This window comes from Maricaulis sp. D1M11, from assembly GCF_047308265.1.
Taxonomy (GTDB): Bacteria; Pseudomonadota; Alphaproteobacteria; order Caulobacterales; family Maricaulaceae; genus Maricaulis.
Genome location: NZ_JBKQWY010000001.1, coordinates 225,194 through 245,000 on the forward strand (window position 1 = coordinate 225,194; position 19,807 = coordinate 245,000).

Annotated in this window: 24 protein-coding genes; 6 read left to right on the plus strand and 18 right to left on the minus strand. The window is 59.8% G+C overall.

All coding sequences use genetic code 11. The features are described from left to right. Positions 1–16 precede the first annotated feature (16 nt). A complete protein-coding gene (locus RMQ97_RS01150; protein ID WP_413658989.1) occupies positions 17–610 on the plus strand; it encodes a MarR family winged helix-turn-helix transcriptional regulator in 594 nt (197 codons plus the stop codon). Between the two features lie 12 nt (positions 611–622). On the opposite strand, the gene RMQ97_RS01155 is transcribed toward RMQ97_RS01150, so the two are convergent. From RMQ97_RS01155 to RMQ97_RS01185, 7 genes are all read right to left on the minus strand, one after another. Then, a complete protein-coding gene (locus tag RMQ97_RS01155; protein ID WP_413658990.1) occupies positions 623–1,147 on the minus strand; it encodes a redoxin family protein in 525 nt (174 codons plus the stop codon). Positions 1,148–1,189: 42 nt separating this feature from the next. Next, positions 1,190–1,372 carry a heme exporter protein CcmD gene (gene ccmD / locus RMQ97_RS01160; protein WP_413658991.1) on the minus strand — a complete coding sequence of 61 codons (183 nt, stop codon included), beginning with the start codon at positions 1,370–1,372 and terminating at the stop codon, positions 1,190–1,192. Then, positions 1,369–2,100, minus strand: coding sequence for a heme ABC transporter permease (locus RMQ97_RS01165; protein ID WP_413658992.1), 732 nt, complete (start codon positions 2,098–2,100; stop codon positions 1,369–1,371). The genes ccmD and RMQ97_RS01165 overlap by 4 nt, the downstream gene beginning before the upstream one ends. A 131-nt stretch (positions 2,101–2,231) precedes the next feature. Continuing rightward, on the minus strand, positions 2,232–2,888 hold the full coding sequence (locus tag RMQ97_RS01170) for a cupin domain-containing protein (protein ID WP_413659569.1): 657 nt from the start codon (positions 2,886–2,888) through the stop codon (positions 2,232–2,234). Between the two features lie 102 nt (positions 2,889–2,990). Then, positions 2,991–3,542, minus strand: a complete 552-nt coding sequence (locus RMQ97_RS01175) for a redoxin domain-containing protein (protein ID WP_413658993.1) — start codon at positions 3,540–3,542, stop codon at positions 2,991–2,993. Further along, positions 3,539–4,033, minus strand: coding sequence for a superoxide dismutase family protein (locus RMQ97_RS01180; protein WP_413658994.1), 495 nt, complete (start codon positions 4,031–4,033; stop codon positions 3,539–3,541). Before RMQ97_RS01180 ends, RMQ97_RS01175 begins: the two co-directional genes overlap by 4 nt. A gap of 65 nt (positions 4,034–4,098) precedes the next feature. Next, a complete protein-coding gene (locus tag RMQ97_RS01185) occupies positions 4,099–4,824 on the minus strand; it encodes a hypothetical protein (RefSeq protein WP_413658995.1) in 726 nt (241 codons plus the stop codon). 97 nt (positions 4,825–4,921) lie between these two features. Between RMQ97_RS01185 and RMQ97_RS01190 the strand changes: the two genes are divergently transcribed. Then, complete coding sequence (locus tag RMQ97_RS01190; protein WP_413658996.1) at positions 4,922–5,461, plus strand: MarR family winged helix-turn-helix transcriptional regulator; 540 nt, start codon at positions 4,922–4,924, stop codon at positions 5,459–5,461. Here the strand turns inward: RMQ97_RS01190 and RMQ97_RS01195 are convergent, their stop codons facing one another. Continuing rightward, positions 5,462–6,133 (minus strand): heme exporter protein CcmB, encoded by a 672-nt coding sequence (locus RMQ97_RS01195; protein ID WP_413658997.1) that lies wholly within the window; start codon positions 6,131–6,133, stop codon positions 5,462–5,464. Beyond that, positions 6,130–6,798 carry a heme ABC exporter ATP-binding protein CcmA gene (ccmA, locus tag RMQ97_RS01200; protein WP_413658998.1) on the minus strand — a complete coding sequence of 223 codons (669 nt, stop codon included), beginning with the start codon at positions 6,796–6,798 and terminating at the stop codon, positions 6,130–6,132. Before ccmA ends, RMQ97_RS01195 begins: the two co-directional genes overlap by 4 nt. Before the next feature lie 227 nt (positions 6,799–7,025). Here ccmA and acnA point away from each other — a divergent pair, with 227 nt between their 5' ends. Further along, positions 7,026–9,701, plus strand: coding sequence for an aconitate hydratase AcnA (gene acnA / locus RMQ97_RS01205; RefSeq protein WP_413658999.1), 2,676 nt, complete (start codon positions 7,026–7,028; stop codon positions 9,699–9,701). A gap of 78 nt (positions 9,702–9,779) precedes the next feature. Further along, a complete protein-coding gene (locus tag RMQ97_RS01210) occupies positions 9,780–10,535 on the plus strand; it encodes a DUF1223 domain-containing protein (protein WP_413659000.1) in 756 nt (251 codons plus the stop codon). Here RMQ97_RS01210 and RMQ97_RS01215 read toward each other — a convergent pair. Genes RMQ97_RS01215 through RMQ97_RS01240 form a run of 6 tightly spaced genes read right to left on the minus strand, consistent with a single transcriptional unit; the run spans position 10,532 to position 15,705 of the window. Further along, positions 10,532–10,954: a hypothetical protein gene (locus RMQ97_RS01215; RefSeq protein ID WP_413659001.1), complete on the minus strand. Its 423-nt coding sequence runs from the start codon at positions 10,952–10,954 to the stop codon at positions 10,532–10,534. The two genes, RMQ97_RS01210 and RMQ97_RS01215, sit on opposite strands and share 4 nt — an antisense overlap. Position 10,955: 1 nt before the next feature. Continuing rightward, a complete protein-coding gene (locus RMQ97_RS01220) occupies positions 10,956–11,330 on the minus strand; it encodes a VOC family protein (RefSeq protein WP_413659002.1) in 375 nt (124 codons plus the stop codon). Next, positions 11,296–12,372 (minus strand): DUF4340 domain-containing protein, encoded by a 1,077-nt coding sequence (locus RMQ97_RS01225; protein WP_413659003.1) that lies wholly within the window; start codon positions 12,370–12,372, stop codon positions 11,296–11,298. The genes RMQ97_RS01220 and RMQ97_RS01225 overlap by 35 nt, the downstream gene beginning before the upstream one ends. Continuing rightward, positions 12,369–14,213 carry a Gldg family protein gene (locus RMQ97_RS01230; protein WP_413659004.1) on the minus strand — a complete coding sequence of 615 codons (1,845 nt, stop codon included), beginning with the start codon at positions 14,211–14,213 and terminating at the stop codon, positions 12,369–12,371. The genes RMQ97_RS01225 and RMQ97_RS01230 overlap by 4 nt, the downstream gene beginning before the upstream one ends. Next, a complete protein-coding gene (locus RMQ97_RS01235; protein WP_413659005.1) occupies positions 14,210–14,950 on the minus strand; it encodes an ABC transporter permease in 741 nt (246 codons plus the stop codon). The genes RMQ97_RS01230 and RMQ97_RS01235 overlap by 4 nt, the downstream gene beginning before the upstream one ends. Beyond that, entirely contained in the window at positions 14,947–15,705 is a 759-nt protein-coding gene (locus tag RMQ97_RS01240; protein ID WP_413659006.1) for an ABC transporter ATP-binding protein, read from the minus strand. Before RMQ97_RS01240 ends, RMQ97_RS01235 begins: the two co-directional genes overlap by 4 nt. 366 nt (positions 15,706–16,071) lie before the next feature. On the opposite strand from RMQ97_RS01240, the gene RMQ97_RS01245 reads away from it, so the two are divergent. After that, complete coding sequence (locus tag RMQ97_RS01245) at positions 16,072–16,365, plus strand: DUF2794 domain-containing protein (protein WP_413659007.1); 294 nt, start codon at positions 16,072–16,074, stop codon at positions 16,363–16,365. Positions 16,366–16,459: 94 nt separating this feature from the next. Here the strand turns inward: RMQ97_RS01245 and RMQ97_RS01250 are convergent, their stop codons facing one another. Then, positions 16,460–17,248, minus strand: a complete 789-nt coding sequence (locus RMQ97_RS01250) for a Bax inhibitor-1/YccA family protein (protein WP_413659008.1) — start codon at positions 17,246–17,248, stop codon at positions 16,460–16,462. A gap of 277 nt (positions 17,249–17,525) precedes the next feature. On the opposite strand from RMQ97_RS01250, the gene thpR reads away from it, so the two are divergent. Then, positions 17,526–18,065, plus strand: coding sequence for an RNA 2',3'-cyclic phosphodiesterase (gene thpR, locus RMQ97_RS01255; RefSeq protein WP_413659009.1), 540 nt, complete (start codon positions 17,526–17,528; stop codon positions 18,063–18,065). Positions 18,066–18,087: 22 nt separating this feature from the next. On the opposite strand, the gene RMQ97_RS01260 is transcribed toward thpR, so the two are convergent. After that, positions 18,088–18,561 carry a low molecular weight protein-tyrosine-phosphatase gene (locus RMQ97_RS01260; protein ID WP_413659010.1) on the minus strand — a complete coding sequence of 158 codons (474 nt, stop codon included), beginning with the start codon at positions 18,559–18,561 and terminating at the stop codon, positions 18,088–18,090. Between the two features lie 67 nt (positions 18,562–18,628). Further along, positions 18,629–19,792, minus strand: coding sequence for a sensor histidine kinase (locus tag RMQ97_RS01265; protein WP_413659011.1), 1,164 nt, complete (start codon positions 19,790–19,792; stop codon positions 18,629–18,631). Between the last annotated feature and the right edge of the window lie 15 nt (positions 19,793–19,807).

Consider the following 19,807-nt stretch of genomic DNA (forward strand, 5'->3'; position numbering starts at 1 on the left):
TTGCAGGAGCGGATCGATGGCGGGTGAAGAGCCAGAGACGACCGAATTTGACCTGTCCCAATCGCCCGGGCATTTGCTGCATCGTGCGCAGCAGTTTGCATCCGAGCGATTCATGAAGGCAATGGAGGGTGAGAAACTCACCCAGCGTCAGTTTGCCGTGCTTCATGCCACGGGCTCGCGGGAGGGACTGACCCAGACCGAGCTGGTCAAAGCGACCGGTATTGATCGCTCGACACTGGCTGAACTGGTCTCGCGCATGCAGCGCAACGGGTTTCTTGCCAAGGAAAAACTTCCCGACGATGCCCGCGCCAACGCCATTCACCTGACGGCCCATGGGCGCACCGTGCTCGACAAGATTACACAGGGCGCACAGGACGCGGATTCCGATATTCTCTCGGCGATACCCAAGAACAAGCGCACAAGTTTTCTGAAAACCTTGCGGCGGATTGCCGAGGTGCTCGAAGAAGGTGAAGCAGCGGAACGGCTCGCTCGCGAGAAAGAAAAAGAGAAAAAGAAAAAGAAGAAGGCAAAGGCTAAGGAAAAGGCCAAAGCCAAGCTCAAGGCCAAGGAAAAGACGCGTCGAAAAAAGAAGGAGCGTCAGGCGGCCTGAGCAGGGTCTGTCTCAGCGCGAGGGTGTGCGTTGCCAGGCCTGTTCCAGGGACGGGTAGATTTCCTGACGCAGGGCGTCGACCGTGATCGGACCGCCCCAACGACCAACAATTTCACCGCGGTGATTGATGATCAGCGTTTCGGGTGCTCCGGTGATCTCCAGCAAACGCACGGCCTGGCCGTCCGGGTCGGCCAGAATGCCGTCATAGGGATTGCCCAATTCTTCAAGAAAGGCGTGGGCGTCGCGTGTCTCGTCGCGCCAGTTGATCCCGTAGATCGTGATGCCTTCAGCCTTGAGAGCCATCAAGGTGGCGTGTTCAAAGCGACAGGGCGCACACCAGCTTCCCCAGATATTGATGAGATAGGGCTCACCGGTGGCGCTTGCTTGGAAACCTGGGTAACCGTCAAGCGGAGACAGGTTGAGAACGGGCAAGGGTGTGCCCGGTTGCGGGCGGGGGCTGGTCAGCGTGAAAAACGCGATTGAGCCAGCCAGTGCAGCCAGCAGAAGAATGGCTGTCGCTTGAAAGAAAAACCGCATGTCCCGTGCCCGATAGCTTTGCCCCACGTGCACCGGTCGGGATCAGTGTTCGTCGTTGGCCGTGCCCTCGTGTGCCATATCGGCTTCAAGCTCGGCAAGACGGGCCTGTTTGGACCGGCGTTCGGCGAATGCAAACACGATCAGTCCGGCAAGCGCAAGCAAGGACAATCCCCAGGCCGGCCAGATATAGGCGGCATACCCGCCCATGGAGAAAAATTCGCTCATAAGGCGCCTTTCGCCTCTCTCTGATTGAGAAGGGTCTTGATCCGGCGATCCAGTGCCTGGCTGCGCAGGCGATACATGACCCACCAGCCTCCCAGAAAAGTATAACCGAAGATCATCAAAATGAGCGGACCGAGCTGACTTCCATGAATGGTCGGGCCATCTAACCGGATCAGGCTTGCGGGTTGGTGCAGGCTGGACCACCAGTCGACCGAGAACTTCACAATGACCAGATTGACGGATCCGGCCATGGCCAGAATGGCTCCAAGGCGCGCAGCGTGTTGCGGTGTCTCCATCGCGGCACGCAAGGCCATATAGCCCAGATAGACGAGCAACATCACCAGGACCGAGGTCATGCGGGCGTCCCATTCCCACCAGGTGCCCCACATGGGCTTGCCCCAGAGCGACCCGGTTGCCAGGGCAAGAAGGGTGAAGAGAGCTCCGGCCGGCGCGATGATTTCCGCAGCAGCATCGGCCAAGGCATGGCGCCAGACGAAATAGACAAAACTGCACACAGCGAGGGCCGCATAGAATGCCATCGACATATAGGCCGCGGGGACATGGATATACATGAGGCGGATTGTGTCGCCCTGTTGATAATCGGGCGGCGAGATGAAGAGCGACATGTACACGCCCACGGCCAGGCAGAGCGTGGCCAGGACCGCGAAAATCGGTATGGCGCGACGGGCAAACCCGTCAAACCGCTGGGGATTGGCAAGATAGGACAGCATGCCCGTGATTTAGACCGGGCACGCCCGTCCAGCAAGCGTCGTGCTGTCGCAGTGCGGGCCTTGGCGCGCCATGATGGACGATTGGCGCGTGATGGAAGTCGCTGTCCTCTCGCTGGGGCTGAGCCTCTCGGTCAGCCCGGCAGATGCCCTGTCTTCACATAGATCAGACATCCTTCATCGGAGAAGGGTGTGTGCTGGGATCCGTGCGGGCTCCGGATCCATGTCCCTGCGGGATAATCGCCAAACTCGTCCTGAAACATGCCTTCAAGAACATAAATCTCCTCGCCGCCCCAGTGTCTGTGCGGATTGAATTGCGTGCCCGGCTCCCATTTGACCAGGGCGACATTCTCGGTGCCAGCGGTGTGCAGGGGCAGGACGGAGAGACCCTCAACCAGACCCGGCTGAAAGGCCGTTTGACGCGTGTCTATGACTTTGTGAACCCGGTCCATCGGGTCGAACTGGCGGAGTTTCACAAAGATTAGGGCACCGGGGTCGGTGTGGGGACGATGCCGACTGCCGGGAGGGTTTCGCACATAGGTCCCGGCCGGATAGTCCCCGGTCTCGTCGGAAAAGACGCCGTCCAGAACGATGAATTCTTCGCCCAGTTCGTGATCATGCGCGTCGAAATAGGAGCCCGGGGCGAACCGGACGAGCGTTGTTGCCCGGGCGACTTCGTCTCCAATTCGGTCCAGCATCATCCGGTCCACCCCGTTTGCAGGCGAGTGAACCCAGGTGTGGTCATCGGGACGGATAACAACACGCTTGGAAAAATCGGCATGGATCTGCATCTCGGTCTCCCGCATCGGTTCGATAAGACAAGCATAAACTATCTACTGCTAGATAGATAATATCGAAAAGCTGGAGTTCAAGAGCCGACCCATGCTGCGACTTCAGGATGTGAGGGGATGTTGGCACCCTGTGTCATCACACGACGTGTCTGGAGAGGATGACGGTGTCATACTGCGAGACGATGGCGCACCGAGCAGGGCCCCGATCTGTGCCCCCAGTACCAGGTCGTGGACATGACCGAAATGCTGGGCACGCCGCTGTCCGTCCTGGTCTATGATCACCAATGTCGGTGTGCCCTGCATGCCATAGGCGTCCATGGTCTTGGGCAGGTTTCGCGTGCCCCGGGTCGCATCGACAGCGACCGGGAAAGTGATCCGGTATTCCTGCAGGAAGGCTTTGAGTGCAGGAGGCTGCATGGCGTCATGATGTTCGAACACAGAGTGGAGGCCGATGACGGCGACAGCCCGGGGATCAAAATTCTCTTGAATACGTTTAGCCTGGGGCAATCCATGGCTGACACAGCCCGGACACAACATCTGGAAGGCTTCCAGGATGACGACCCGACCGCGGAAGTCAGCCAGCGCGAGATCCTGATCTGTGTTGACCCAATCATCGGCCATTATTTCGGGCGCGGTTCGGGGTGTGGGGTTCATGGAGTCAACTCCTGAACGTCTGGGTGGATAACGGCACAGGCGGCGCGTGGTCCTGACCCGCCCGTCGGCGGTGTTTGACCATCATCGCGTCTGACGTGGATGATCAGCGCGCTGCCGTCTGCATCACGGAGTCCGGACGGGCCGGAATCCAGCCGCACGCGATGATGGACCAGATTGACCCTGACGGCTCCGCTGGAGGGTATGATCAGATTGGGCAAGTCACCGTCATGGGGGCCGTGAGGGTGTAACACGCCATGATGTCGACCTGACGCATCAACATGGCCCCCGGCACTGACAAATTCCGCATTAGCATCACAGCGGCCGATTTCGTGAAAATGCATACCGTGCGCTCCCGCACTCAGGCCGGCCACAGTGATGTCCAGATACAACGCATCACGTCCCTGCCAGACTGTGACGTGGCCGATTGTCTCTGCCGAAGTATTGATGACGGGTGCAGTGATCCTGTGACCGAACGCGGTATCGCCCCCCAAAAGGGGGGCGCCGAGAACGGTTCCTCAGGGCAGTGCAATGCACAGGCCCAGAAACACAGACCGGATCATTCGGTTTCACCCATGATCACGCCAGGCAAGGACAGATCACCTGACCCAATATCATAGACGCCCGTGACACAGAGCAGGGGCTGAGCCCCATCCGGGTGAACTTCCAGCCGCGCCGTTACAGCGTCGAACGACTGATGTTCGGCCTCGGAAACCGGTACGGTGATACGCGCGGTGCGACCTTGCAGAACCGGACTCATGCCAGGGCTGTCGAGGGCGATCGGCAGACCCGGAGCCGTGGCTGGCAGGAGATCCTGACCGGGCGAGACGTCTCGCACCTTCAGTCCGGCGCCACACGCGTCCTCAGGAACCAGAACAACCCAGTGGGAGTGCCAGTCGGCACCGTCATTGGCCGGATCCCCATCATTGTTTTCATCAAACAGCGGCGTGTCATCGAAATCGGGATGGGCTGTGATCGCCAGCGCGAGACGTCCGCTTCCGGCATCGAAACCAACCGTGGCAGGGTCCAGAGAGGTCGGCCACACGTAGGCATCAACCTGGGAACCGGTGAGCTGGCCCACGGCCTCCGGTTTTACACTTCCCGCCATGCCATTGAGCTCCATCATGAAAGTCACAAGGCGGCCATCCGTCGTGGCGTGAGCGTCGAGAATATCGAAGGCAGGTGTGAGCGTGTCATCTGCGGGTGAGCGAACCGGGTGGGCCAGCGCCGTCGCCGTGAACACAGTCGAGAACAAAAGAGTGGGGATAAGGTGAGACAGGGTCATGTAATCCTCTAAGGTGTCGAGTCGAAACGATCTTGCATTTAGGGTATGGAGCCCGATCTGGCAAGATGGTATTTACTCGATACGAAAGAGAGGCTGGATGTCTGATACCCTTAATTTGCTCGATCGCCTGTCCCGCATTGTGGTCAATGAGCGCCATGCGCTGGGCCTCAAGCCCGTACAGTGGGAGGTTCTGGGGTATCTGCGAGTCGCCAATCGTGTCTCTCGAACCCCGGGCGGGGTCGGGGCCTATCTCGGCCTGACCAAGGGCACGGTGTCTCAGACGCTCTTGGCCCTGGAGCGCAAGGGTGTGATGACCCGGTTGGCGGATCCCTTCGATGGTCGCAAGCAGAACCTCAGTCTGACGCCGGCGGGTGAGGCCCTGGTCTCACGCGATCCGTTGAACACTCTGGGAGAGGCACTGGACAGGTTGTCCGAAACTGATCAGGTCGCTTTGCAAACCGGTCTGGCCCGTCTTCTGGACCAGAGTCTCAAACGTCGAAACGGCAGGCCTTTTGGTGTATGTCAAACTTGCCGGTATTTCCGGTCGGACGCTGGCGAATTTTCGTGTGGCTTGCTCGAACAGCTCATTCCCGCTGGTGACGAAAAGGCCCGCTGTATCGAATACGCGGCGGAATGATCAGCTGATCCGGGCCCGCAGGGCCGCAGCCATTGCAAACGGGAACAGCGCCAGTGATCCTAGAGACAGGGCCGCGGTCACCATGACGGTCGCGAAGGCCTGATCCGGATTATTATCCAGAGCAGCCCGTCCCGTCCCTGCGGCAAAGACCAGAATGGGCACCATCAAGGGTGCGGCGATGAGGGCGATCAGGAAACCGGCGCGTTTGATACCGGCACCCAGCGCACCGGTAAAACCAGCAATCATCACCAGGCCGGGCAGGGCTGCGAGCAGCCCCAGACCCAGCAGAAGTGCCGCCATGACGGGCACGCCGAACATGATACCGCCCAGAATGCCGATAAATGGCAGGGGCCAGAGCGTGGCGAAGCCGTGTCCGAGGGTTTTGGCGAGGCTGATAGCCACAAGCCCGGACGGCGCCAGGGCGTAGAGATCGAGTGTACCATCAGAGAGGTCTTCGCCGTGCAGGCGCTCTGCAGACTGCAGGACCGACAGAAGAGCGAGAAAGGCCATGATCCCCGGGCCTGCCTGGCTGAGGAATTGCGGATCGGCACCCATGGCCAGCGGGGCGAGGGTCAGAGCCGAGAGGAAAAAGGCAGCCGGACCCGCGGCCCCGCCCCCTCCGGCCCATGCTAATCGGGCCTCACGCGTTGCAATGGCGACGAGGTCTCTCATCCGTCCACTCCATCGACAATGCTGACCGGCTTGGCGCCATCTAGCGCGTTCAGATCAATACGCTGGGCGTTGGGCCAGTCGAGAACCTGGTGGGTTGCGGTGATCACAATTCCGCCGCGGGCCCGGTGTTCAGACACCAGCCACGCCAGCCTGTCGCGACCACTTTGATCGAGCGGTCCCACGGGTTCGTCCAGAAGCCAGATCGGGCGTTCACTCATCCAGATGCGGGCAAGACCACAGCGTCTTTGCTGCCCCCGGGACATGCGGGCGGCGGCGCGATCAATCAGGGCATACATGCCCAGATGGTCAAGAGCGGGCCGCAAACGGTTGGGGTCGACCCCGTAAACCCTCGCCCAGAAGGCCAGGGCCTGTCTCGGGGTTTCTCCGGGCTTGATACCGTCAGCATGGCCCAGCCAGGCCAGAACATCCTCCGGACGGGCCTGTTGTGCGTTGCTGGAGAGATGAACATGTCCCGCGTCAGGTTGGACAAAACCCGCCAGGGCGCGCAGAAGCGTGGTCTTTCCCGCGCCATTGCGCCCGGTGAGCTGGATCGCATCGCCGGGTTTCGCCTTCAGGGCCAGCTCGCGGACCAGGACATGGGGACCACGCGAGAGGGTCAGACCCTCGGCGCTCAGGGAGACCGGAGAAAAATCACGTTCATTCATGGATTTCATCTCGCCCAATCCGGGCTGTGGCGTCAACGCACAGTGCATTGCGTTGCAGCTTTGGCCATGTGGCGTTACAACGCGGCCAACCGTGTCACGACCGGATCCGCCGATGCCGACGGATGCGCGTCACCCGCCCCGGGTGGAAGCGCCGCTCAATCATAAGGAAGACCCCACCTCAAATGTTCTGGGGGTGATGGGTCGTGGTTAGAGAAAACGAGGACGATATGGCTTCTCTCGACAGTTTTTCCTGTAAACGGACCCTCACCGCTGCAGGTGAGACCTACACCTATTATGATCTGAAAGTGGCCGAAGCGAATGGTCTGACGGGCGTCTCCCGCCTGCCGGCCTCGCTGAAAGTGCTCCTGGAAAACCTTCTGCGCTTTGAAGACGGCAAGACCGTCACCAAGGCCGATATCGAAGCCATGGCACAATGGCTCACCACCAAGAGCTCCACTCACGAGATCGCCTACCGACCGGCCCGCGTGGTCATGCAGGACTTCACAGGTGTACCGGCCGTTGTCGACCTGGCCGCGATGCGTGATGCCGCTGGAAAGCTGGGCGCCGACCCTGAGCGGATCAACCCGCAAGTTCCCGTCGATCTGGTTATCGATCACTCGGTGATGGTCGATAACTTTGGCGGAGCTGACAGTTTCAAACGCAATGTCGAGCGTGAATACGAGCGCAATGGCGAGCGTTACAAATTCCTGAAATGGGGCGCCAAGGCGTTTGACAATTTCCGTGTTGTTCCGCCGGGAACCGGCATCATCCACCAGGTGAACCTGGAAAATCTGGCCCAGACGGTCTGGACCAAGGATGAGAATGGCGAAACCGTGGCCTATCCGGACACCTGCGTGGGTACTGACAGCCACACCACCATGATCAACGGCATGGCTGTTCTGGGCTGGGGTGTCGGCGGTATCGAGGCGGAAGCGGCCATGCTAGGCCAACCGGTCTCCATGCTGATTCCGGAAGTCATCGGTTTCGAACTGACGGGCAAAATGCCTGAAGGCGCAACCGCGACAGACCTCGTGCTGAAAATCGTCGAGATGCTGCGCGCACGCGGCGTGGTCGGCAAGTTTGTCGAATTCTACGGCACCGGTCTGGACAATCTGTCGCTGGAAGACGAAGCCACGATCGCCAATATGGCACCGGAATACGGAGCCACCTGCGGCTTCTTCCCGGTTGATAACGAAACGCTGGCCTTCCTCAAGGCCACGGGCCGTGATGACAAGCGTGTCGCCCTGGTGGAAGCCTATTCGAAAGCCCAGGGCATGTTCCGCCCGGACTACGAGGCGGACCCAGTCTTCACCGACACGTTGCACCTCGACATGTCGACCATCGTTCCGGCTGTCTCCGGTCCCAAACGTCCGCAAGACTGGATCGAGCTGTCCAAGGCGGCCGAGGGTTTTGCCAAAACCATGGCCGATGAATACGGCAAGGGTGATGAAATGGGCAAATCCGCGCCGGTCGAAGGCGAGGATTATGCGTTCACCAATGGTGATGTGGCGATTGCGGCGATCACCTCATGCACGAACACATCCAACCCGTCCGTTCTGCTCGGTGCCGGCCTGGTCGCTCGCAATGCGCGCGAGAAGGGTTTGACACGCAAGCCTTGGGTCAAGACATCGCTCGCCCCCGGGTCGCAGGTTGTGACGGACTATCTGGAAAAAGCCGGTCTTCAGGATGATCTCGACGCGCTCGGTTTCAACCTTGTGGGTTATGGCTGCACCACCTGTATCGGTAACTCCGGTCCGCTGCCGCCGGCCATCTCCAAGACGATCAACGAGCACGATCTCGTTGCGACATCTGTCCTGTCCGGGAACCGTAACTTTGAAGGCCGGATCTCGCCGGATGTGAGGGCAAACTACCTGGCCTCGCCGCCGCTCGTGGTGGCCTATGCCATCGCCGGTACGATGACCAAGGACATCACCACTGAGCCGCTGGGTCAGGATCAGGACGGCAATGATGTCTACCTGAAGGACATCTGGCCGACGTCTGCTGAAGTGGCTGAAGCCGTTCGCACGGCCATTACGCCGGACATGTTCGCGACGCGTTATGCGGATGTGTTCAAAGGTGATGAAGCCTGGGGGTCCATCGAGGTCTCTGGCGGTTTGACCTATGCCTGGGATCACACCTCCACCTATGTTCAGAACCCGCCTTATTTCGAAGGCATGACGATGGATCCGGAAGCACCGGGTGATGTCGTGAACGCCAAGATCATGGGTCTGTTTGGTGACTCAATCACCACCGACCACATCTCTCCGGCGGGTTCGATCAAGGCCGACAGCCCGGCCGGTCGTTATCTGCAGGAGCGCCAGGTTCCGGTTCTCGAATTCAACTCTTACGGATCGCGCCGCGGCAATCACGAAGTGATGATGCGCGGCACGTTTGCCAATATCCGCATCAAGAACAAGATGCTGGATGGCGTCGAAGGTGGCTACACGCTCAAGGACGGCCAGCAGGTCGATATCTATGATGCGTGCATGGATTACCAGTCTGAAGGCACGCCTCTGGTCGTGTTCGGTGGCAAGGAATACGGTACCGGCTCTTCGCGTGACTGGGCCGCCAAGGGCACACGCCTTCTGGGTGTGAAAGCCGTGATCGCAGAGAGCTTTGAGCGTATTCACCGGTCTAACCTCATCGGCATGGGCGTGTTGCCTCTGCAATTCGAGGACGGTCATTCCTGGGACGGGCTCGGCATGAAGGGTGATGAGACCGTCACCATCACCGGTGTGTCCGAACTGGAACCGCGCGGCTCCATGACCGTTGAGATCACTTTCCCGGACGGCTCGACTAAGTCGGCACCGGTGAAGGCCCGGATCGATACCGAGAACGAGCTGGAATACTTCCGCAATGGCGGCATTCTGCACTACGTGCTGCGCAATCTCGCTCGCGGTTAAGCACGAAACCTGGATTGCTCCCGCCTCGTCACGCGCATTTGATTGGCGCATAGAGGCGGGAGCGTCTAGCAAGACAGTATGCACCATTTTTACGTCACCATATTGTCTGGTCTTGTCTTGGGCCTGTCCGCTGTTTCAGCCGCGGCCCAGACAATCGCCCCCGCATCCACGCCTGCCTCGCAGGACCGCCCGGTCCTTGTGGAGCTGTTTACCTCACAAGGCTGCGGTCTGTGCCCCGAGGCGAATGTGTTTCTGGGCGAGCTGGACCAGGACGAAGATGTTTTTGTGCTCGCCTGGGGCGTGAATTACTGGGACATGTATGGCTGGACCGATACGTATGCGCGTCCGGAATATGTCCAGCGTCAGCGCAATTATCTGCCTAATCTGGGTGCACCGCGTCCTTACACGCCGCATTTCATCGTCGATGGTGTGGTCGACGCTCCGGGCTGGAATCAGGATCAGGTCAGCCAGATTGTCGATGAACGCCTGCAGGCCATGCCGCAAACGCCGTCCATCGCCATCGAGACGGGTCAACCCGGCATGTATGATATCCGGATCAATGGCGACGTTTCCGCCGATGCGCTGGATGTCTGGCTGGTGGCTTACGCGCCCGGCTGGGCCCAGGTCGAAGTCGGTGCCGGAGAGAATGCCGGCCTCGACATGCTCCATTACAACATGGTCAAAAGTGTCACTTACCTGGGTCACTGGGCCGGTGGTGAGGCGCAGTTTTCCGGTGAGTCCTATCGTCGATATGGCATGGCGGTGATCATTCAGGGCGCCAATGGCGGGCCGATCTACGGTTTTGCCCACCGCGAGCCGACGGGCGAAAGCTAGTCTTCGACATACCAGCGGACTGCAAAACCGCCCGTGGTTGACAGAATGGCTGTCCACTCCTGATCCTCAGCGCCCAGTTCAATCTCAGGCGGAGTGGTTGTGCGAGAGGGGCGTTGCGGCCGAATGCGCGGAAGCTGGGCAAAGACCTCATCCCCGAATACCGTCAGAAATACCGCATCCGCCGTGTGCTCGACACGACCCCCCGCCCAGTAGACCCGGATCGGTTTGCCAGCTCGTACGGCTGCAATCAGATCCGCCTTGGATCCGTCTATCTCCTGGCCAGCCTCATCATGAGCGTAGACCAGTGACCAGCGCTCCTGATCATCAAACGGGCCGAACAACCCATAGGAGATCGCCAGGAGAATGGGTGACAGGATGACGAGGAAGGTCCAGAAGGGGAGGCGGTGTCGTGTGGTCATGTCAGTCTGTCACTTTCCAGGGTGGATCGAGGCGGGCCGTACCGCCATTGAAAATCTTGATCTTATGACCATCCGGATCGGCAAACAGGGCCTCGCGCCACAGCCAGCGTTGATCCGTGGGGGGGTCGAGCAGCGTCAATCCAGCAGAAACCAGTCGCTCAACTTCGGCATCCACGTCCTGCGTTTCCAGATACAGGACGGCGCCGGGGGTGATGGGTTGATCCGTCAGGGACAGTGAGAGTGTTGTGTCGCCCTCGGGGGCGAGAAACCGGCAATAGTGTGTTTCGTCAACGATGCGATGAAAGCCAAGCGCGACATAGAAGGCCCGCGAGCGGGCCATATCACTGACCGGAATTGTTATCTGGTTGAGTTTCATCCGGGATCTCCGTCGGGGTGGTCGGATCAGCAAAATCCGCGAGCGGGCGGAGCAGGCGGTCCAGGCTGAAATCGCTGACAAGATAGGCCCAGCCGGACAGGGTGGCATTGAGTTCATCAGCCTGGGCCCGTGCATCATCGCTCAAGGCCTCGGCTCGCAGCAAGGCCCAGCGTGTCTCGCCCTGTGCGATGAGGGTCATGTCAACACGCAGGCCGTCGAAGGTCTCGCTGATATGTCGACCCACGACGGCACCACGCATGCGCTCGGCGGAGCGGACATCGCGGAACCGGATCCGGCCGAGGGCTGAACCGGGACCGTCCGGTGCTCCGGCCGTAATGGGAGACCAGCCGCGAGGTTCACGGAGCGAGAAATTCCGGCTGGTGCGTGATGCGCGTTCGAGAACATAGGGTGGCCCGGTCTCCGGATAGATCTCGGTGCGGGCGATACGGGTTCGGCCCAGTTCCAGAAAATCCAGTTCCAGCCAGTCACCGGCCTGGGCAATCGCAGGCTGGCTCATCCCGTCCTGCGTCGGAGTGGCCGCATAGGCCTGGGGAGTATCGGGACGTCTGAGATAGAGCCGGTTTCCCAGCTCGCGTCCCAACATCCAGCTGTCGAGGACCGCGCCATCTGCCTGTTCGAAACGGATCAATAGACCGCTATTGTCCTCGCCCAGTTCGGCCAATCCCAGGCGGGCAAGACGATCTCTTCGTGCAGTTAGGGCGCGATCGAAGGCGAGGCTGCGCAAATAGGCATCCAGCTCGGCCAGACGTTCCTGGCGGATGGGATAGTCGTCACGCTCGGGCATGACCCAGCCCGTGTCCCGACGCTCCAGGGTGAAACTTCCATCACCTGTGCGGATGTGAATGCGATCGATGTCGGCGACAATTACGTCCCAGCTAGGGAGGACTGCACCGGAAATCTCGGGCGACCATTGCTGGGACAGATGCCGGGCCTGAACGCTCAGGGCCAGCACGGTCAGAACAATCACTGGCACGGCAAGCCAGATCAATTGCTGTCGACGTCGAGGATCCAGGGTCTTCATGATGCGGACCTCCGGCGCCGGACCAGCGAACCGGCAATGCCCACGAGGATGACCAGGGCGGGCGGCAGCCCGATGGTCCAGAATTGAAGCCCCTGTTCCAACGCATCAATGTCGGAGCGGAAACTCCGTTCGATGTCACGCAATTCGGCCTGGCCTTCGGCGATCAGGCGGCGCTGAGCCAGGGCGTCATCGCGTTCAGCTAGGCTGATGGAGGCGCTCAGACCCGTGCTCTGGCCAGAGGCCTGCAGGCGCGCCAGCCGGTCCTCGGCCTCCGCAATTTGATCTTCCAACTCGGATTGGCGTGTCAGATAGGCCTGTTCCGCCGCGTCCCGCAAAACTTCGACGCGTCGCATGGGCCGGATCGAGGGTACGCGGGATCTCAGGGCAATCAGATCGGGATCTCCGGCGGCCATGTCGATCAGGTTGAGGGCAAAAACAAGATTATCCGCCAGCTGCGTCTCGCCCACTGTGGGATCTGTACGCAGGTAATAGATGTCATCCAGCCAGTCCGTATCGCCAATGACCACAAGGTCGACGGGTCGTTCCGTCTCACTGAGATGTTCATCTGGGTTGAACAGACCCTCTCCAGCGGGAGGGCCTCCAGGGAAGGCTGTCGACAGACGTCCGGTCAGACGTCCGGCCAACAAGATGGGATCGCCGGAAGGTGTGTATTCACGCTGCAGGTCTTCCGGGGAGGGCGCCGATGCCGCGATATCCGCTTCGGTCAGTGTGCCATCCTCGGTGGTTTGTACCAGCGGCGTCAGGGTCAGGGGTGAGCCTTCAATCAGGGTCAGGGCTCCCGGGGAGCCGAAATTGACGCCCCGTTCCAGACCGGTCGTGGCCAGATCACCGGACGGCATTTCGGAGGGACCGACCGAGAACCAGAGCGGATAGGGAAGATTGCGTGTCCGGCCATCCTCTCCCACGACACCGACAGTGAGTGCTAAAGAGCGATCCATCGCGACCGTATTGGCATCCCAGCCCAGCCCCCAATGAGCCAGTAGAGGGCCAAGATGACTATCGCGCCGCGTGTCGATCGGGGGCAGGCCATCGGGTCCCGCCTTCAGCGCGATATGCGACATGGGATCGAGAAAGGCGAGTACTCGACCACGCTCCAGCACAAACTGGTCGATCAGGTAAAGCTGTTCCTCGCTGAGCTGGGGCGGGTGGATGAGAAGTAGCGCATCCGCCGCACCGATCTCGGAAAAGTCGCGTCCGAGGAAGTCAATCTCGTAATTGGCCGCCAGCTCCGCGACAAAGCGATTGGGTGCGCCGTCCTCGGGCGTGATCGGCAAGGTAGTCACCACCGCCAGCCGGGCCTGTTCGGCGCGTTCAATATCGCTGATCAGTCGTGTCAGATCGTATTCCAGTCGGTATTCTGTGGTCTCGCTAAACAGCGGGATCAGGGACTGTTGATCCACTGCATTGGCAGCAACCAGTCCAAAAAAGATCCGACCGCCATCCGGCGTCGGCATGGGTACCAGACCGGCGTTCAGCGCGGCATCCTCGTCTGGCGAAAACGGGGCAGGATCAATCTCGACAAGCTGGATCTGACCTCCCGCCTCGGCTTCATAGCCGGCCAGGAACTCGCGGACACGACTGGCATAGGCTCGGATGGCCGGGAAATCGGCGGCCTGGGTCCGTGAGTAATAGAAGGTCCAGTGAACTGGTTCCTCGATCCGCGAGATGACGGCGCGTGAACCCGGTGAGAGGCGATACAGCTGATGTTCGGTCAGATCCAGACGCCAGCTGGAGAAAACCAGGGCGGAGACCAGGTTGAGACTGAAAAAGCCTAGCATCAACAGGCCGATCATCACGGGAAGATAGAGGCGTTTATTCATCGGCCTCCTCCGCGTCGCTCAGATATGATCAATCCTGCCAGCGCCAGGGCGGTGGCGATCAGCGAGGCGAAATAAATCAGATCGGCCAGTCCGATCACGCCAAAACGCAGAGCGTCATACCGTTCCATGGCGCTCAGGCGGGCGATGGATTCCACCAGCCAGGCTGGACTGTTTTCTCCGAGCGCGGACAAGACGAAGGGCAGACCGGCCATGGAGAACAGGAAACACACAGCGGTGCCCAGAACAAATGCAACGACCTGGTTGGATGTGGTCGCGGATACGGCCTGACCGAGCGCCAGATAGGCGCCAGCAAGAAGAAGGGCGCCAAGATAGGCGGTGGCGATCGCCAGGTTATCCGGGGAGCCGAGATAATTGACGGCGATCCACAAGGGGAAGGTCAAGATGAGGGCGATCGCGGCAATCGTCCAGGCGGCGAGAAACTTGCCGGAGGCAGCGGCCCAGATCGGAACCGGCAGCGCCATGAGAAACTCCAGTGTCCCGCGATCACGCTCTTCGGCCCAGGCCCTCATCGCCAGAGCCGGCATCAAAATGACCAGAAGCCAAGGCAGATAGTCGAACAGGGGTCCAAGATCAGCACGCCCGGTGTCAAAGAAACGGCCGATATGAAAGGCAAAGGCGGGCGCACAGAAGGCAAACACCGCCAAAAACACATAGGCCAGCGGGGTCTGGAAGTAGGCCGCGATCTCACGGCGGTAGACAGCCGAGAGGGCAGTCATGAGACCCCCTCACCTGTTGCCGAAGCGCGTGTAAACTGGCCGGGGTTCGAGGTCATGTGACGGAAGGCAGTTTCTACTGTGCCGCCCTCTGATTGCCGGGCCAGGTCATGGGGCGTGCCATCGAACAGAATCCGACCCTGGGCGATGAGAATGCTCCGGGTGCACACGGCGGGCACTTCTTCGAGAATATGCGTGGAGATGATGATGGCCTTGTCACGGGCCAGTTCCTGGATCAGGGCGCGCACGCTGTCTTTCTGATTGGGATCAAGACCATCGGTGGGTTCGTCCAGGATCAGCACGTCGGGATCATGAGAGATCGCTGCAGCGAGGGCCGCGCGTCGTTTATAGCCCTTGGACAGTGTCCCGATGGGTTGGCGGGCCTTGTCGCCCAGTCGGGCGCGTTCCAAGGCCAGATCTCGAGCGTGCGCCAGCTCCGGTCCGGAAAACCCCCGCGCGCGCAGCCCGAACTCCACGAAACTGCGTGGTGTCATCGCCGGATAGGCCGGAGCGCCTTCAGGCAGATATCCCAGACGGGCCTGAGCCTTGAGACGGTCGAGCTGGCAATCATGGCCTGCGATCAGAGCGCGTCCGCCATCGGGTTCCAGACACCCGGCCAGCATTCGCATCGTGGTGGATTTGCCCGCGCCATTAGGACCAAGAAAACCCAGGACCTCGCCCGTGTTCAGGCTGAAGCTGACACCGCCCACTGCGCGATGGTGTCCGAAATCCTTGATCAGGCGATCTGCTACAAGCATGGGCTGAGAAATCCGTCAGGAATGTCCTAGCGTTAGCGTGTGGGAGCAGGTTTGACCAGCCCTGGAAGACGCGTCTGTGTGCAAAGCGCGAAATTTGGCAGACAGGCAAGGAAATGGAGGGTGTCGGCCAGACTGGCTCCATGGATCCGGGGGGCTGGGGGGGCTGTCTAAAACCGGGATCCCGGAGACTGATCAGCTGGCCGACACAGGAACGGTGCCGCTGGTTCGGGGCGTGAAAGTGCCGGAAATGCGGCGAGAGCAAGGCAGGGGGTGAAATCTTTGTAAGCTATCTGCTAGGATTCGTCCTACAGGAGAAGGCGTGTGAATATAGTGTATCCGAACGGGAAAAGACCTGCCAGTTCAGTCATGTGGGACCGGCGCGAGCTGGACACGATTCTCAGGGTCTACGGACATATGGTCGCTCGCGGTGACTGGCGCGATTATGCCATTGATGGCATGGGCGACCGTGCCTTGTTTTCCATTTTCCGGCGGGCCAGCGAAATGCCTCTCTACACTGTGGAGAAAGTGCCTGCGGATCGCTTGCGCCAAGGTCAGTACCGGGTCGTAGCGCTCGGCGGACAAATCCTCAAACGCGGCGCTGATCTCAAACAGGTTCTGCGTGTATTCGAGAAAAAGCGCTTCCATCTGGTTGGCGAGTAGTTTCACGTTCGCGCATGAACAGGCCAGTTTGCCTCAACAAAAAACCCCGGCTGCTTGGGCAACCGGGGTTTCATGTTTTCTATCCGTCAGGATCCTATTCGCGGCTACCGAACAGACGCAGCAGGAAGAGGAACATGTTGATGAAGTTCAGGTACAGCGACAGGGCACCGTGGATCTGCATCTTGCCCGCAATTTCCGGCGTGCCGCCATACTCGTAATAGCTCAGCTTCAGGCGCTGGGTGTCGTAGGCGGTCAGACCCGCGAAGATCAGCACACCGAGCACCGAGATCGCAAACTCCATGGCGGAGGATTGCAGGAAGATGTTCACGATGGAGGCGATGATGATGCCAAACAGGCCCATAATTAGGAAGCTGCCAAAACCTTTCAGGTCGCGCTTTGTCGTATAGCCAAACAGGCTGAGACCGGCGAAGGCGGCGGCTGTCACAAAGAAGGTCTGGGCGATGGAACCGCCGGTATAGACCGCGAAAATGGACGACAGGGACACGCCCATCAGAACCGCAAAGGTATAGAAGGCGATCAGCGTGGCACCGCGGCTGAGCTTGTTGGCGCCGAAGGAAATTAGCATGACCATGCCGAGCGGGGCCAGCATGATGACCCACTGGAGGGGCGATCCGAAGATCATCAGGCCCAGATCTGTCAGCGCGTAGCTGCTGTTGATCATGGCAATACCGCCCTCGATGGTCGCGGCTTGTGAGAGATCGGTCGTGAAGAACAGGCCGGCTGCCGCAAAGGCCACCAGGCCCGTGACCACAAGGCCGATCATCATCGTGTTGTAGATGCCCAGCATGTATCCGCGCAGACCCGCGTCCACGGACATGTCCATGGCGGGTGCGCTGGAGAAGGGACGGGAGAAATCGTTCATGGGTTTGGCTCTTCTGTCCTGCTAACTATCGACGGGGCGGGGCATCCGCAAGTCTGGATCCTGGAAGAAGAAGCCAGATGGTTGCATCAGACACCCATAAGCCCTGCGCGGGCGGATCCCGTGCAGCGGCGATTTCGTCAACAACGAATATTGTCCGACCGAGCGCGCTTGGCAAGGCGGGACAGAGCGGCCTCCAGTCCCGCTTCGCAGTAAAATCATACGTCGCGACCGTGAAATGAGATGACGCTGTCACTTTGGCCTGCTAGGCGCCAAGCCTATGACACTACGATTGTTTGCTGCCCTTCCCCTTCCGGAAGATCTGGCTCGCCGGCTGAAAACCCTGCAAAAGGGCGTGCCTGGCGCACGCTGGCGTCCGGTCGAGAATTTTCACCTCACATTGCGTTTCTTCGGCGAGATGGATGAACGTCGGGCGGAAGACCTCGACGGTGAACTTGCGCATTTAACGGCCAAACGCTTCGACCTCGCGCTCAAAGGAACGGGCTGGTTCGGCAAAACCCAGCCTCATGCCTTGTGGCTGGGTGCACAAGGCGGAGATCGGTTGACGGCCTTGCAGGAAAAGACGGAACGGGCCGCTCGCAAGGCCGGGCTGGATCCGGAGACCCGAAAATTCGCGCCCCACGTCACGCTCGCTTATCTCCAGGGAACGCCGTTGGAAAAACTGATCGCCTATCAAAAACGCCTGGCCGATTTCGAGACGGACAGATTTCCGGTCACGCATTTCTCGCTCTATGCCAGCTGGCCGCGACGGGGTGATGCGAATATCTACGAATGTCTTGCGGACTATCCGCTGATCTGACCGGTTCAGAGGGTGAGATCGTTCAGACTGGGCGGGTGTGGGCGAAAACCCGATCGAGAAGTGCCGCCATTCCGGTTTCTACGAGGTCCAGAGCCCGGATGAAATCTTCGGTTTCACCATAATAAGGGTCGGGCACATCGATCTCGCCGCTCTCAGGAGCCCAGTCTAGGAGCCGGGAGATCTGAGCCAGTTCATGCCCTTGGGCCATCGTCTGCAATTCCCGCAGATGATAGCTGTCCAAGCCGATAACATGGTTGAAGCGATCCAGGTCAGCCGGCTTGATCTGGCGACCCCGGATGGAGGCCAGGTCATAACCACGTTCAGCCCCGATCTGTACGGAGCGTGGGTCGGGGGGCTCACCGACATGCCATGCGCCGATCGCTGCGGAATCGACCTGACCGTCCCACCCCCGGTCAGCCAGCATTTTCCGGGCGACGGCCTCGGCCGTCGGAGAGCGACAAATATTCCCGGTACAGACAAAAAGCAGGCGGATCAAAAGCGGATCAATCTTTGAAATGAAGGGGTAGCTTCAAAAGTCGTGCAACTTCGTATTCAGGTCAAGCTTACAGGACCAGATCATCCAGCTTGATGGAATCCGGATCGCGTTCCACCCGAATGCGGGCACGGATCCGGGTTCCCTTATCCAATTCGGTTTCAACCGCAATATCGCCCTTCATGAGAAGAACCAGCTGGCGCGAAATCAAAAGCCCCACACCGGCTTCGTAGAGACGGTCTGAATCCTCGCTGTTCTGACTCTGGATCTCTTCGATCAGATCCGGGTCAAGACCACGACCGGTATCGCTGATCGTGAAGGAGAGCCACAAATCATCATGCCCGGTGGAGCTGATATCCGTCCGGATGGCGACCTCACCGAGGTCGGTGTTTTTTACCGCGTTGGAGACAAGCTGGCTGAGGATCTGTTTGATGAGTGTCGGGTCGCCCAGCACATTGCGAGCGGCCTGGTGACCTTCAACGGTTTTGAGCACAAGGCCCTTATCCGTAACGAGGGGGGCGTAGAGAGCTTCAACAGCCCGCATCAGATCAGCGGGGGAGAAGCTGACAGCCTTGGGTTCCACGCGGCCGCTTTCCAGACGGGCAAGCTCAAGAACATCATTGATCCGGCCCAGCAGAGACTTGGCTGACTGGTCGAGCGTGGTCAGGAGTTTGCGCTGGTCGGGCTCAAGATCGGTATTGGACAACAGTCCGGTCAAGCCGAGAATACCATTGAGCGGCGTGCGCAATTCATGATTGAGGCTGAACAGGAATTCGGTCTTGGCACGGTTTTGGGCCTGGTGCAGCTGTGCCTGTTCCCGCATTTCCAGATGGGCCGTGGCCTGCACCTGTTTTTGCTCCTGGGCGTCATCGGCCTGCTCCTGCAGAACCGAGAGCTGGGTGCTCAGGCGATAAATCATCCGCAGGAAACCGACAGCCAGCAGAGCGCTGGCGACAAGATCGGAGTACCAGACGACTTCAAGATGCAGGAATTCGCGCACTGATGTGCGATTTGTACCGGAAAGGCCGGGGACCCAGTCCAGAATCAGCAGGATGTCGACGATCGAGAACAGGGCCCAGATGCTCAGTCCGCCTGTCATCAGGCCGACATCCAGACACAGACGGGATGCCTTGAGGAACTGGTAACGCGAGAACATGGCATAAATGGCCACGAGCGCCATCGCGACATAGAACAGGTTCAAAAAACCCGTTGCCGTGATGGAGTTCCACACCATCCGATACCCTTCCTA